The organism is Empedobacter sp. GD03739 (assembly GCF_029843245.1).
Taxonomy (GTDB): Bacteria; Bacteroidota; Bacteroidia; order Flavobacteriales; family Weeksellaceae; genus Empedobacter; species Empedobacter falsenii_B.
In genome coordinates this window covers 1-15,034 of record NZ_JAOCHX010000063.1, presented here as the reverse complement: position 1 = coordinate 15,034, position 15,034 = coordinate 1, and the positions used below count along the sequence as shown (strand labels likewise).

The 15,034-nt window shown below is 33.2% G+C and carries 13 protein-coding genes and 1 other RNA gene; 6 read left to right on the top strand and 8 right to left on the bottom strand.

Going from position 1 to position 15,034, the window contains the following annotated elements:
* Positions 1-164: 164 nt before the first annotated feature.
* Entirely contained in the window at positions 165-2,201 is a 2,037-nt protein-coding gene (gene metG / locus N5E64_RS14495) for a methionine--tRNA ligase (protein WP_280038107.1), read from the bottom strand.
* A 93-nt stretch (positions 2,202-2,294) separates the two neighbouring features.
* Here metG and N5E64_RS14490 point away from each other — a divergent pair, with 93 nt between their 5' ends.
* Positions 2,295-2,735, top strand: a complete 441-nt coding sequence (locus N5E64_RS14490; RefSeq protein ID WP_313252393.1) for an N-acetyltransferase — start codon at positions 2,295-2,297, stop codon at positions 2,733-2,735.
* Between the two features lie 98 nt (positions 2,736-2,833).
* A complete protein-coding gene (locus tag N5E64_RS14485; RefSeq protein ID WP_038336800.1) occupies positions 2,834-3,055 on the top strand; it encodes a hypothetical protein in 222 nt (73 codons plus the stop codon).
* A 55-nt stretch (positions 3,056-3,110) separates the two neighbouring features.
* Here N5E64_RS14485 and N5E64_RS14480 read toward each other — a convergent pair whose 3' ends face one another.
* The 4 genes from N5E64_RS14480 to N5E64_RS14465 form a co-directional block, all read right to left on the bottom strand.
* Complete coding sequence (locus N5E64_RS14480) at positions 3,111-5,447, bottom strand: transglycosylase domain-containing protein (RefSeq protein ID WP_280038104.1); 2,337 nt, start codon at positions 5,445-5,447, stop codon at positions 3,111-3,113.
* A 6-nt stretch (positions 5,448-5,453) separates the two neighbouring features.
* Positions 5,454-5,915, bottom strand: coding sequence for a gliding motility lipoprotein GldH (locus N5E64_RS14475; RefSeq protein WP_084106949.1), 462 nt, complete (start codon positions 5,913-5,915; stop codon positions 5,454-5,456).
* Entirely contained in the window at positions 5,899-7,572 is a 1,674-nt protein-coding gene (locus N5E64_RS14470) for a regulatory iron-sulfur-containing complex subunit RicT (RefSeq protein WP_347881237.1), read from the bottom strand. Before N5E64_RS14470 ends, N5E64_RS14475 begins: the two co-directional genes overlap by 17 nt.
* Before the next feature lie 86 nt (positions 7,573-7,658).
* Positions 7,659-8,528, bottom strand: coding sequence for an MBL fold metallo-hydrolase (locus N5E64_RS14465; RefSeq protein ID WP_280038100.1), 870 nt, complete (start codon positions 8,526-8,528; stop codon positions 7,659-7,661).
* A gap of 118 nt (positions 8,529-8,646) precedes the next feature.
* Here N5E64_RS14465 and gltX point away from each other — a divergent pair, with 118 nt between their 5' ends.
* On the top strand, positions 8,647-10,155 hold the full coding sequence (gltX, locus tag N5E64_RS14460; protein WP_280038098.1) for a glutamate--tRNA ligase: 1,509 nt from the start codon (positions 8,647-8,649) through the stop codon (positions 10,153-10,155).
* A 53-nt stretch (positions 10,156-10,208) separates the two neighbouring features.
* Here gltX and N5E64_RS14455 read toward each other — a convergent pair whose 3' ends face one another.
* The 3 genes from N5E64_RS14455 to N5E64_RS14445 all read right to left on the bottom strand — a co-directional run bounded on the left by N5E64_RS14455 (position 10,209) and on the right by N5E64_RS14445 (position 12,051).
* Positions 10,209-10,589, bottom strand: a complete 381-nt coding sequence (locus tag N5E64_RS14455) for a DUF779 domain-containing protein (RefSeq protein ID WP_038336795.1) — start codon at positions 10,587-10,589, stop codon at positions 10,209-10,211.
* Between the two features lie 16 nt (positions 10,590-10,605).
* A complete protein-coding gene (gene adhP, locus N5E64_RS14450) occupies positions 10,606-11,640 on the bottom strand; it encodes an alcohol dehydrogenase AdhP (RefSeq protein ID WP_280038095.1) in 1,035 nt (344 codons plus the stop codon).
* Between the two features lie 63 nt (positions 11,641-11,703).
* On the bottom strand, positions 11,704-12,051 hold the full coding sequence (locus tag N5E64_RS14445) for an aldehyde dehydrogenase family protein (protein WP_375747494.1): 348 nt from the start codon (positions 12,049-12,051) through the stop codon (positions 11,704-11,706).
* 141 nt (positions 12,052-12,192) lie between these two features.
* Between N5E64_RS14445 and ssrA the strand changes: the two genes are divergently transcribed.
* The 3 genes from ssrA to N5E64_RS14430 form a co-directional block, all read left to right on the top strand.
* Positions 12,193-12,590, top strand: a transfer-messenger RNA (tmRNA) gene (gene ssrA, locus N5E64_RS14440).
* Between the two features lie 308 nt (positions 12,591-12,898).
* On the top strand, positions 12,899-14,125 hold the full coding sequence (locus N5E64_RS14435) for a site-specific integrase (protein ID WP_280038093.1): 1,227 nt from the start codon (positions 12,899-12,901) through the stop codon (positions 14,123-14,125).
* Between the two features lie 132 nt (positions 14,126-14,257).
* Positions 14,258-15,034 (top strand): RteC domain-containing protein (locus N5E64_RS14430; protein WP_280038090.1); only part of this gene is annotated, 777 nt, incomplete at its 3' end.

The following is a 15,034-nucleotide window of genomic DNA, read 5'->3' as shown; positions in this document are numbered from 1 at the left end:
AAGACTATTTTTTAATTAAAAAGAAGAATTACATTTTAAAAATTAATTTAGAAAAGAATCAACAAGGAAAATTTATAGAAGTTTTAAAGAGATAATGTAAAAGCCACTTCATCGAAGTGGCTTTTACATTTATACTTAATACATTTTACTTTTTACAATAAAAATTATCCAATTTGAACACCGTTTGGCGTTTCTTCTTCTGGATTTACAAACGTTAATTTTCCGTCTACTTTATCAGCGAATAATAACATTCCGTTCGATTCGATTCCACGAATTTTACGAGGCGCTAAATTTGCTAAAACCATCGCTTGTTTCCCAACGATTTCTTCTAACGTAAAATGTTCTGCAATACCAGAAACAATTGTACGAACGTCCATTCCTGTATCTACTTTTAGTTCGAATAATTTGTCTGCTTTTTCAACTTTCTTCGCTTCTAAGATAGTTCCGATACGGATATCCATTTTTTGGAAATCATCAAAAGAAATCAATTCTTTTTGAGGTTCTGCGTTTGGATTTGTCATATTATTTTTGACTTTACTTTCGTTTAATTTATTGATTTGTGCTTCGATTGCTTCGTCTTCAATTTTTGCAAAAATTAATTCAGATTGTCCTAATTGATGTCCAGCTTTTACAAATTCGTCTGTTGATTCTAAATCATCCCAACTCATTTTTTCTACATTCATCATAGTCAACATTTTCTCAGAAGCGAATGGAATAAATGGTTCTCCCAATTGTCCTAATGCCGCAGCAATTTGCGTCGCAGCATACATAATTCCTTTTACAGCTTCTGGATCATCACCTTTTTTCCAAGGTTCTTGCGCTTGTAAAAATTGATTTCCAAGACGAGCTAAATTCATATATTCTGTCAACGCAGCACGGAATTCATATTTCTCTAAATGATCACCAATGCGCTTTGCAAAATATTTGATTTCAGTTAATTCTTCAAATTCAATTGTTTTTGAAGGAACAATTCCTTCGTAATATTTGTGAGAAAGCACCATTACACGGTTGATAAAGTTTCCTAAAATTCCAACCAATTCAGAATTATTCTTCGTTTGGAAATCTTTCCACGTAAAGTTATTGTCTTTATTTTCAGGCATATTTGCCGTCAACACATAACGCAATGTATCTTGTTGATTCGGGAAATCTTCTAAATATTCATGTGCCCAAACTGCCCAATTACGAGAAGTTGAGATTTTATCATCTTCTAAATTCAAGAATTCATTTGCAGGAACATTATCAGGCATAATGTAATCGCCATGCGCTTTCATCATTGTTGGGAAAATGATACAGTGGAAAACGATATTATCTTTTCCGATGAAATGAACCAATTTCGTTTCTTCGTTTTGCCAATAATCTTTCCAATTTTTACCGTTTTTCTCTGCCCATTCTTGCGTGAAAGAAATGTAACCAATCGGTGCATCAAACCAAACATACATTACTTTTCCTTCAGCACCATCAACAGGAACAGGAATTCCCCAGTTTAAATCGCGTGTCATAGCACGAGGTTTTAAACCATCGTCTAACCAAGATTTTACTTGACCATAAACACTCGATTTCCAATCATTTTTGTGATCTTCTAAAATCCATTTTGATAAGAAATCTTGGTATTGATCCAATGGCAAATACCAGTTTTTAGTTTCTTTTCTGATTGGCGTATTTCCAGATAAAGCAGAACGCGGATTAATCAATTCTTCTGGACTTAATGTTGAGCCACATTTTTCACATTGATCGCCGTAAGCATCAGGATTTCCACATTTGGGACATTCACCACGAATGTATCGATCCGCTAAAAATTCGTGCGCATCTTCGTCGTAAAATTGTTCTGTAACATCTTCTGTAAATTTGTTATTATCATATAACGTTTTGAAGAAGTCTTGCGCAACTTCTCTGTGTTTATCTGATGTTGTACGAGAATAAATATCGAACGTCACACCAAAATTAGCCAATGTATTTTTGATATTTTCGTGGTAACGATCAACAATATCTTGTGGCGTTACGCCTTCTTTTTTGGCACGAATTGTAATTGGAATACCATGTTCGTCAGAACCTCCAATGAATGCCACATCTTTTCCTTTTCTTCGTAAAAAACGCGCATAAATATCAGAAGGAACGTAAACACCTGCCATGTGACCAATGTGCAATGGTCCGTTAGCATAAGGTAAAGCCGCTGTTATTGTATATCTTTTTGGTTGACTCATTTGCTTAAAATCTATAAGCGACAAAGATACGATTTGTTGTTTGTTTTGTTAAAACCTTTTTCTAATTTTATAAGGTTAATCAATTGATGGAGCATGAATATTAGGAAAGAGGAGAAAAGCGATTATGAACAAATTTTTAAATTGATTGAAAAGGCATTTGAAAATGAAGAATATAGTGATCATCGTGAACAATTTTTAGTAGAACGATTACGAAATTCTGATAGTTTTGTTCCTGATTTGTCTATTGTTTTTGAAATGAATGGACTTACTGTTGGTTATATCTCATTGACAAAGATTAAAATTAATCATTCAGATTTTTCTTACGATTCTTTAGCACTTGCTCCTGTAGCGGTTTTACCTAATTATCAAGGAAATGGAATTGGTGGTCATTTAATAGAATTTGCGCATAAGAAAGCGAGAGAATTAGGTTTTGAATCGATTATTTTGTTAGGTCATCCAACTTATTATCCTAAATTTGGTTACCGAAAAGCATCTGACTTTGATATTCAGTTACCTTTTGATGTTCCAGATTAAAATTGTATGGCAATTGAGTTGGAGGAAGATGCGCTGAAAAATGTAAATGGAATGGTAGAATATCCGAAAGAATTCTATCAATAATTAAAATATTTCCTATGGAAGAAAAAGCTGTTGTAACACCAGATGAGGTGGTAACGGATACAATTACGAATTTATTTACGTATGCTAATTATTTTTTGGTTGCAGCGCTTGTTGTGTTGTTAACGTATATGACGATTCGTGATTTTAAGAAAAAACAACGCGAAAAGAAATTGGCACAAGAACGTGAAGCGTACAACAATCAGTTTGATAACGAAGAGGAAAAAGAAGAATTATAAATCATAAAAATAGCCACTCAATTTTGAGTGGCTATTTTGTTTTATATCAATTTAATTATTGACCTTCTTCATCAGGAACTTCATAGTTTTCGCCTACGCTTTCACTACCACTTCCTTCGATAATTGGACCTGGATCATACATTTCATCATATTGATGGAATCCGTATGTATTCGAACAATCCCAGTGTTTTTCAATGTCCTTAGGTTTGTCAAATTTATCTCCAGCTGTTACGCCAAATTTTCCTCCTTCTTTGTAAACGCCTTGCATATAGTAAGCCCAAATTGGCATAGCTGTATTGGCTCCTTGCCCTGTGGCTGTACTCGCAAAGTGAGCAAATCGGTCTTCTGCACCAACCCAAACTCCAGTAACTAAATTTGGTGTTAATCCCATAAACCAACCATCAGAGTTTTCGTTTGTTGTACCTGTTTTACCAGCAATTTCGGCAGTCATTCCGTAGCGATTTCTTAATCTCGCACCAGAACCTCTATCTACAACACCTTTCATCAAATCAATCATAGTGTACGCTACGTTTTCATTAACAACTTCTCGTGTTTGTGGCGTATAATCTTTGATAACTTTTCCTTGCTTATCTTCTATTCTTAAGATTAATTGCGGTTTAATGTAAATACCACCATTTGCAAATGCACTCATCGCACCAACCATCTCATATAAAGATAAATCGGCAGAACCTAATGCAATTGTAGGATCTTTTACGATAGGAGATTCAACTCCAAGGTCACGAGCCATTTGAATTACAGGTTCTTCACCTGTTTGCATAATCAAACGTGCAGCGACAATATTTGTAGAATAAGCTAATGCAGTTCTTAAATCTTGAGATCCACCATATTTACCATTATCATTTCGAGGAGACCAATTTCCTGGAATTCTCTCATTAGAAACAGTATGACAAGGTGTTAATCCTAATTGATTAATCGCTGTTGCATAAACAAACGGTTTGAACGTAGAACCTACCTGACGACGTGCTTGTTTTACGTGGTCAAATTTGAAATAATTCCAATCGATTCCTCCAACCCAAGCTTTGATTGTTCCATCTTTTGGATCCATTGACATCAAACCAGCTTGTAAAATATGTTTGTGATATTCGATTGAATCCATCAATGTTTTCCCTTTTTTGTACTGAATTCCGTTCCATGTAAAGAACTGAACAGAGTCGCGAGGTGTATTGAAAACAGTTTCGATTTCAGCTTCAGATTTTCCTTCGGCTTTCATCTTTTTATACAAATCTGTACGAGCCATTGCTTGCTTAAAGATTTGTGTTCTTTTTGCAGCAGAAATATTATAAAATGGTGCTAAACTACGTCCACGTTGCTCTCCAAAGAATTGATCTTGTAAAACTTTTAATTGTTTTTTAACCGCTTCTTCAGCTAAATTCTGCATTCTTGAGTCTAACGTTACATAAATTTTTAAACCATCTTTTTCAAGGTTATAAGATTTTCCTGTTTCTTTCTCATAATCAACCATCCATTGCTGAATTTCCTTTCTCAAAGCAGATTTGAAATATGCTGAATGTGATTCATCATGTTTCATAATATCTTGCTTATCTGTAACTAAAGGAGCGACTTTAGCAGCCTCACCCTCTGCTCTAGAAATCTTGTTGTATTTCATCATTTGATCTAATACAAGATTTCTTTTTTCTGTAGATAATGCAGGATTTTTTACAGGGTTGAATTTTACAGGATTTTGAAACATTGAAACCAATGTTGCAGCTTCATCTAAGTTTAATTCTTTTGTTGTTTTATTGAAATAAACTTTAGAAGCAGATTCAATTCCTTTTGCACCATAGATAAAGTCAAACTTATTGAAGTACATCGCAATGATTTCTTCTTTTGTATACAATTTTTCTAATTGAACAGAAGTTACCCATTCTTTTAGTTTTTGTAAACCACGTTTCACCTTATTAGAAGAAGGGTCTTTTGTGTACAACTGTTTTGCTAACTGCTGTGTAATTGTAGATCCACCTCCTGAATCACCACCTGAAGATATAGCACGGAAAGCAGCTTTAATATCTACACCTGAATGATCAAAGAAACGAACATCCTCTTTTGCTAACAATGCGTCAACCAAATGTGGAGGTAAATCTTTGTAATCAACTGGTGTTCTGCGTTCTGCTTCGAAACGATCTAACAAAACACCATCAGAAGAAATAATTTCTGATGAAACATAAATATCAGGATTTTCTAAATCACGTACATTGGGAATTTCACCTAACCATCCGTTAGATGTCGCCCAAAAGATTCCGAAAATTCCTAATACGGCACAAAAAAACAGTACCCAAATGGTAACGATTATTTTTTTGGCTAATGAAAAGCTATTGAACTTCTTTTTTGCTTTAGAAGTTGCGCTTGTTTTAGGATTTTTATTGTTTTCCATTCTGTATTATTCAGCTTTATCAACAATCAAACTAATGTCTTCGATTCCTTTCAAATTCTTTGTTCGCATACCTTGCCAAACTTTTAGTTGATAGCGACCAGAGTCTTTTATTGGTAAATTTTCACGATAAACCAACATCATTTCTTTTGTTGTCATTCCTTTACCAATCCAGCTTCCATCGGGATTTGCAATGTAATACTGTAAGGTATCAATCATTTCGTTTCCTTTAGGATCGATGAATTTCGTGAACAAATATAAGTTACTATATTCATACGACGTATTATTTCTTAACACAAATCCAATGTTAACAGCCGAAGGTTTTGGATCTTTTACATCAAACGTAAAGGTTTGAGGTTGATTACTCTTCCATTCGTCTTTCACATCTTTTGTGTCTTGATAATAATGTTTAGCCTCACAACTAAACAATAAAAAGACTAAAATAAAAAGCAAACTACTGTTGCGTATCATTTGGTTTTGGCCCACGATTAAATCTTTTTTTACTTCGATTCTTCGATTTATTTGGATTCGGTTGAGAATTATTTGTATGATTCTCGTCCTTAGTTTTCGGTTTTTGCTCAGCATTTTGATTATTTTGCTGAGGTTGTTTTTTTGGTTGTTGAGTTGACTGATTAGCCTGATTTGTTTGATTATTTTGTTGGCTATTATTGCTCGGTTTATTCGGTTTTCGCTTTTGTTTATTGCGATTTCGATTATTTCCTTGCGGCTTTTGCTGATCAGTATTTGGTTGAACTTGTTGCTCTTTTGCCTGAGTTGGCTGTTGCTTCTCTTTTGGCTGATTTTGTTGTTGCTGATTCTGATTAGGATTCGAATTTTTGTTCGGTCTATTTTGATTATTCTTTTTAGACTGATTTGGATTCTTTCCTTGTTTATTTTCAGGACGATTTGCTTTATCTTTGGCTTCATTAGGCTGTTTTTGTTTTGCCATCTGAGGTTTTAGATTATTAGTATTCGCCGCAACTTTTTCGTTTCCAGAATTTTGATTATTCTTAATTCTTTTACGTTTTTTGTTTTGCTTTTCTTTACGTTCAAAACGTTCTAAAGAATCTTCTCCAATTACATCTGTAAAATCTGGTTTCGATTCTTCTACATTTTTAGCTAAATCTTCTAAAGGTTCAGTTTTTTGACCTTTTGCAGTAATTGCTAAAAATTCTTGAATATCGTCTACCGAAAATTTGTACCAAACAATTCCTCCTTTGTCATAAGCAAACCACATTTCTTTCTTGAAAACGTCTATTTTAACACAATGTGCCCAACCTTTTTCAGTCTCGAAACGGCTTTCTATCGACGGAAAACTATTTAATGCATCTAAATATGAATCTAATTCAAAATTTAAACAACATTTTAATTTACCACATTGTCCAGCTAACTTTTGCGAGTTAATTGACAATTGTTGATAACGTGCCGCAGCAGTGCTCACAGAGCGGAAATCTGTTAACCAAGTCGAACAACATAATTCGCGTCCACAAGATCCAATTCCACCAACTTTTGCTGCTTCTTGACGATATCCGATTTGTTTCATCTCAATTCTTACGCCAAATTTACCTGCGTATTCTTTGATTAATTGACGGAAATCGACACGTCCTTCTGCTGTATAATAAAATGTAACTTTCGCTCCATCCCCTTGGTACTCAACATCACAAATTTTCATTTCCAAATTAAGGTTTTTCGCCATAATTCGAGAATCAACCATTGTTTGTTTTTCTCTATCACGAAACTCTACCCAAGTTTCTATATCTTTTTGGTTCGCTTTGCGATAAACCTTCTTGACATCTTCCGTAGTCCACGAAAGATTCTTTTTTTTCATCTGGATTCTAACAAGCTCACCCGTAAGTGTAACAACCCCAATATCATGACCGGGCGTTCCTTCAACAGCGATTACATCGCCAATATTTAGAGATATGTTGTTTTCGTTTTTATAATAAAACTTTCGATCGTTTTTGAAACGAACTTCCACAAAATTGAACTTTTCTTGTCCATTTGGAAGTTGCATATTCGATAACCAATCAAAAACTGATAATTTTCCACAACCATCAGTGCCACAAGCACCATTATTGTTACATCCTTTCGGAAGGCCATTAGAAGTTCCACAAGATCCACATCCCATGCTTCTATAATTTTTTTAAATGACAACACAAAGGTATGAAAATATTTTTCTGAATTTGTGAAATCATTTCGGTTATGAAATTGATTTTAAATTGAATCAAAAACTTCTGAAAATGAATAGGTTTTATCTAATCTAACCCCTTTTTCTGTTAATTTTAACGTAGCTAATTCGTTGACATGGTCATGTTCAAAAAACAAAATATATTCATTTTCGACTGCTTTTTGTAAAAACGTTCCTTTTTCTTCAACTGTTATTAAAGGTCGTGTATCAAACCCAATTACATAAATTAATGGAATATGCCCTACAGTTGGGATTAAATCTGCGATATAAACTATTTTTTTGCCTTTATAGGTAATAATTGGCAACATTTGCTTTTCGGTATGTCCATCCACAAATAAAATATCAAAACCAAGTGGAGAATTTTCTAAAATAGATCCATTTTGAGGCAAATCAATCAAATTAAGTTGTCCACTTTCTTGTAGAGGTAAAATATTTTCTTTCAGGAAAGACGCTTTTTCACGTGGATTTGGATTTACTGCCCAATCCCAATGATTCGCATTCGACCAAAATTTTGCGTTTTTGAATGAAGCTTCTAAATAATCTTTCTCTTTGTTGTATTGAATTGCGCCACCACAATGATCAAAATGCAAATGCGTCAAGAAAATATCTGTAATATCATCGCGATGAAAACCATGTTTGGCTAAAGAGTTATCCAAAGTAGCATCGCCCCATAAATAATAAAAACCAAAGAATTTTGCATCTTGTTTAGTTCCGATTCCTGTATCAATCAATATTAATCGTTTACCATCTTCGATTAATAGACATCTCATCGCAAGGTCGATTAAATTTCTATCATCAGCAGGATTGGTTTTATTCCAAATCGATTTTGGTACAATTCCGAACATTGCGCCGCCATCTAATTTAAAATTTCCTGTTTCTATTGTATATAATTTCATTTTTATGTGGTTTTATTTTGTTGAATTTTCGTTTTACGAAGATAAAAAATAGAATATTATTTAAAATAAATATCTATTATAGAATTGAACGACTTAAATTTGCAAAAATTTTGATACAATGGCAAAAGAAGTTCGTGTAAGATTTGCGCCAAGTCCAACAGGTGCGTTACACATCGGAGGAGTCCGTACTGCGTTATACAATTATCTTTTCGCAAAACATAATAACGGAAAATTCTTATTAAGAATTGAAGATACAGACCAAACACGTTATGTGGAAGGTGCTGAACAATATATTATCGATTCGTTGAAATGGTTAGGCTTAACTCCTGATGAAGGTGTTGGTTTTGGTGGAGATTTAGGTTCTTATCGTCAATCAGAGCGTAAAGAAATCTACAAACAATATGTAGACGAATTATTAGCTTCAGGAAATGCATATTATGCGTTTGATACGGCAGACGAATTAGATGCTGCACGTGCAAAAGCAGAAGAAAATAAAGAAACATTTATTTATAACTGGTCGACAAGAGGAAAGTTGAAAAACTCATTGTCAATGACGGAAGCTGAAACAAAAGCTTTAATTGAGAATGGAACGCCTTATGTGATTCGTTTCAAAATTGATGATTCGCGTACAGTTTTATTGGATGATATGATTCGTGGAAAAATCACGATTGATGCATCAACTTTAGATGATAAAGTTTTGTTCAAATCTGATGGAATGCCAACGTATCACTTAGCAAATATTGTGGACGATCATTTGATGGGAATTTCTCACGTAATTCGTGGAGAAGAATGGTTACCATCAATGGCTTTACACGAATTATTGTATGATGCATTTGGTTGGGAAGCGCCTCGTTTCGCACATTTACCATTAATCTTGAAACCAGAAGGAAAAGGAAAATTAAGTAAACGTGATGGAGACAAACACGGATTTCCAGTTTTCCCAATGGAATGGAAAACAGAAGAAGGAATTGCAAAAGGATACAAACAAGAAGGTTATTTCCCAGATGCAGTGTTGAATATGTTAGCTTTATTGGGATGGAATTCTGGAACAGATCAAGAGATTTTTACAATGGAAGAATTGATTCAATTATTTTCATTAGAAAAAGTTTCAAAATCGGGCGCACGTTTTTCTCCAGAAAAAGCAACTTGGTTTAATCACCAATATTTACAACAAAAATCTGTTGAAGAATTATTGCCATCTTTCGAAGAAGTTTTAAAAGAAAACGGAATCGAAGCGAATCCAGCTTTAGATGCAAAAGTGGTTGAATTGTTAAAAGAAAGAGCAAACTTTGTAAAAGATATTTTTGAACAAGGTCAATTCTTTTATATAGCTCCTTCTACTTACGATGAAAAAGCAGCTAAAAAAGCGTGGAAAGATGATTCGAAAGAGATTTTAGGAAAATTTGTTGAAGTTTTAAATTCATCAGAATTTACTTCAGAAATTTTACACGATGCAATGGCAGAATATGTTACAACGCAAGAAATTGGATTTGGAAAAATCGGAATGCCTTTACGTCTTAGTTTAGTTGGTGCATTACAAGGACCAGATGTTCCTGTAATTATGGCAACTTTAGGAAAAGAGGAAACGATTGCGCGTATCAACAAAGCGATTGAAGTTTTAGGATAAAATTATTTCTATCATAAATAAGAAAGCCATTTGCATTGCAAATGGCTTTTCTTTTATAAATTGATTTTGACTTCGTCTAATTGATTAAGTTCTTCTTGAGAGAATATTCGATAATTGACTTTAAATGTTTTGCCAAGCGGAACTTCTAACGAAAAACCTCCTGCGCCAATTGCATCAATTACATCTAATTCGAAATGTGCATGTTTCCAATATTCGAACAAATCTTTGTCAATCCAAAATTCTACTCCATCAATTTCTCCTATGCAAACATCTTTGTATCGAAGATAAAATTCTCCTTTTCTGAAACATTGCGGTTGCGTTCCTTCACAGCAACCTCCCGCTTGATAAAGCATTAAATCGCCATGTTTTGCTTTTAATTCAACTAGAAGTTTTTTTGCTTTATCAGATGCAGATATACGATTAATTGATTTCATACAGAAAAATTTTTTTTTAAGTTGTACTAGCTATATCTAATACTATTCGACCATCAATTTGACCTTTTTTCATTTTGTCAAAAACATCATTAATGTCTTCTAATTTAGCTGGTGTTACAGTAGCTTTTACCAAACCTTCGTTAGCAAAATCTAATGCTTCTTGTAAGTCTTTTCTTGTTCCAACAATAGAACCTCTTACGGTGATTCGTTTTAGAACAGTTTCAAAAATAGGTAGTTCGAATGATCCTGGAGGTAATCCGTTTAAAGCAATTGTTCCTTTACGTCTTAATACATCAATTCCTTGTTTAAAAGCAATTGGAGATACTGCAGTAATTAGAGCTCCATGCATTCCGCCAACTTCTTTATGCAAAAATTTTCCAGGATCTGTATTTTTAGCATTTACAGTTATATCAGCTCCAAGTTTTGTTGCTAGATCTAGTTTGTCATCAGCAACATCTATAGCAGCTACTTTCAATCCCATTGCTTTTGCGTATTGTACAGCAACATGTCCTAAGCCTCCAATTCCAGAAATAGCAACCCACTCTCCAGGTTTAGTATCCGTTTCTTTTAATCCTTTATACACTGTTACACCAGCACATAAAATTGGAGCTATTTCTAGAAAGTTTGTATTCGATTTTAAATGCCCTACATACCTAGAGTCTGCAATTACATATTCAGCAAATCCACCATCTACACTATATCCACCATTTTGTTGAGCTTCGCAAAGTGTTTCCCATCCAGTAATACAATGATCACAACATCCACAAGCGCTATATAACCAAGGAACACCAACAGCGTCACCTTCTTTCACTTGAGCTTCTGGTCCACATGCTACGACAATACCAACCCCTTCGTGTCCAGGAATTAAAGGCATTTTAGCTTTTACAGGCCAATCTCCATCAATTGCATGCAAATCTGTATGACAAACACCACATGCGATTACTTTTACGAGAACTTCATATCGCCCAGGAGTTTTTACTGGAACTTCTTGAATTTTTAAAGGTTGTCCATATCCTTGTACAACCGCTGCTTTCATTGTTTTTGGAATCATAAATTTATGGTTTTGAATTATTATTAAAATAGATATCAATGGTAGCATTTTTAAATGTTTTGACTAGAAGAATCCAAGTTTCTTTTTGCTGTAAGAAACTAACATATTTTTAGTTTGACGATAATGATCTAACATCATTTTATGATTTTCTTCGATTCGATCTGCAATTTTATTCAAAATAATGCTTCGTTGCGTTGGCGAAGTTTGACTCCAACTTTTGAAAGCTTCGTGAGCAGCATCTACCGCCTTTACTAAGTCTTCTTCTGAAGAATGCGCAGCTTTTGTAAAAACTTTTCCAGTAAGTGGCGTTACAACATCAAAGTATTTTCCATTTGTAGGTGGCGTAAATTGACCATTGATGTAATTGTCATAATGATCTTTGAATGTAGGTACATTAACTAAGTTTCCCATTTTATTAAAATTTTTTGTGAATTAAATTTTTTCTAATTTATTCAAATTTGTTCAATAATTATGTTTAGAAAAAGTTAATTCTATTTGGTATAAAATTTGTACATTTGGCATCCGTCAATTATTTATTGACAATTTATTTATGGGGCTGACTGGTTTTGACAGCAAGGCCAATGGGTAAGTAAGCATGCAGTGATAGGTTGTGTACTCACTTTAATCAGGCACTTCAACTTTTTAACTGGCAACGAAGAGTACGCTTTAGCTGCATAATTCTGAATTTTAGTAAGAATACGCCACGTCTATACTAGGTATAGAAGCTGAATGTCCCTCAAAAGCCTTGACTTACGGCGTTTGATACAGGGACACGGGAAAGTAAGAATAGAAACCTTAGTGCATCGGATAGGTTTCGAGATTTTAGATGATAAGCGGATGACAGAGTGTTTATTCTCAGGATTTCGTCGAAAATTAATAATAAACTAAGCATGTAGAAAGCTTATTTGTTGCTTGTTTGGACGCGGGTTCGAATCCCGCCAGCTCCACTTTTTTAACAGCATTTAGCAGTTAAAAGCCTTATTTCAGCAGAAATAGGGCTTTTTTTATGTACATAATATACCTTTAACGGACATATTTAGACATTTAAGGAGAGACCAAATCGAGACCCAAAAGAATTCCTAAAATTAGGGTCTCGCTAAAATTGAAAATCCCTTTATTCATAAGGCTTACAAACAGTTTCTTTAACATTTTTAATGGGTGTATTAATAGCCTTTTTTATAACCTATTCATATATCGAACATCTTGATTCTTTAGAAAAAACCAATTAATTTTTTATTAACCATCAAAAATTGATCAAATGAAACAAGATTTAAAACTTCACATTTACCCAAGAAGTGCTAAAGCCAATAAAACAGGCTTAACTCCGTTGTATGTAAGAATCACCATTAATGGAAAACGTTGGGAATTCAGTACCAAAAAATTCATCGATCCTAGAACTTGGGATGCAAAAAATTCCAAAATCAAGGGTAATTCTAAAGAAGCCAGTTCAATCAATGGTTACCTTGATGTCCTAAAAATGAAGATTATTAACATCGAAATCGAATACAGTTTACGAGATGAACAACTTACGTTAGATGATGTCAAAAACCTTCTAAACCATAAAAAAGAAGAAGCAGTTCGTATGCTCATTCCAATCTTTAAGCTACACAACGAACAAATGGCTAAATTGGCTAACAAAGAATTTGCACCTGGTACTGTACTCCGTTACGAAACAACTTTAAAGCATTTACAAGATTTCTTAAAGCATCAATATAAAGAAGACGATATCCGTTTAGACAAAATAGACCATGCATTTATTATGGATTTAGATTTCTATTTTCGCTCTGTTCGTAACTGCAATAACAATACAACAGTTAAATACATCAAGAACTTCAAAAAGATTATTAATTATTGTTTAGCGAATGATTGGATTCAGAAAGACCCTTTTATCAATTATAAAGTAAAGATTGAAAAGGTCGAACGTATATTTCTTTCACAAGAAGAAATCATCAAAATTTATGAAAAAGAACATCCAGCTGAACGATTAAACTTAGTTCGTGATATTTTCATATTCTCGTGCTATACCGGATTAGCTTATGTAGATGTGGATAACTTGACCAAAAATCATATGGTAAAAGGAATCGATGGACAATTATGGATTCATACGTACAGACAAAAAACCTCAACTCCGACAAAAATTCCTTTATTAGATATCCCAATAGAGATTATAGAAAAGTACAAGAATCATCCTTTATGTAGTAATGGCAAATTATTACCTGTATTCAGTAATCAAAAAATGAATGTTTATTTAAAAGAGATTGCAGCACTTTCGGGTATTGATAAAGAACTAACATTCCATTGTGCGCGACATACATTTGCTACTACGATTACTTTGTCTAATGGTGTTCCTATTGAATCAGTTTCAAAAATGTTAGGACATAACAGCATTACAACTACTCAACATTATGCAAGGATTACCGAACAGAAAGTGAGCAACGATATGCAGCAGCTCAAAAACATTGTTCAAAAAAAGAACATAATGTGAGTATAAAACAAACTATACTTTAAAGCTCCATAATTGGAGCTTTGTATATGTTTTTAAATATTTAATTTAGAATGATTAAATAATTGTTAACTTTATGTTAATTAACATACTAGTATACTAACCAAAATTTTTATGGGTAAGAATTTGATTTCTAATTTTGGCAATTTTGAGAGTAAATTAGCTGAAATAATATTTAAAAGCAATGATCCAATAACTGGAGCTAAAATTGCGATTGGATTAATTACTGAGTTTTTAGATGAAACTCAACACATCTTGTGTTCTCATGAATTTAGTTCATCCGACACAGAAGTTGATTTTTTTAAAAAAGAATACCCCAAAATATATGAAAAGCTTCATTACTTTAAATCAATACAGAATATAGAAGCTAAAAAGTTTTCATTTTGTATTACAGATGAACAAGAAGTAGAACTTCTACAAAAAAAAAGAGAAAGTTTAAAGACTTTACAGGATCACGAAGTTCAAATGTTATCATACTTTAATTTAGTAGAAGATGAAGAAAAATTCTTTCTTCGTGAACATTACAAATGGAGAAAGAACAATTTTATTTTTGCATCAAACGAGAGCTATGCCATCAATTCTATTTCAGAAATTATAGGAAAACGAAATGCTATAAAAGCATTAATTAAATATATTGATGAAAGATTGTACCAGTTAAAAAATCCAAACTCTATAATATCATCTAATTTAAAATGGACGGATACTAAAGTTAATTTAATTATATTAATTTATGGTATTTATTTATCAGACTCTGTTAATAAAGGGGAAGTCGAACTAAATCAATTAATCGAATTATTTGAAAAAATATTCAGCATTGAACTCAAAAATTTCCATACTCAACTTAACGATATTAAAGCGAAAAAAGGAAATCAACTAAAATACATTGATTTC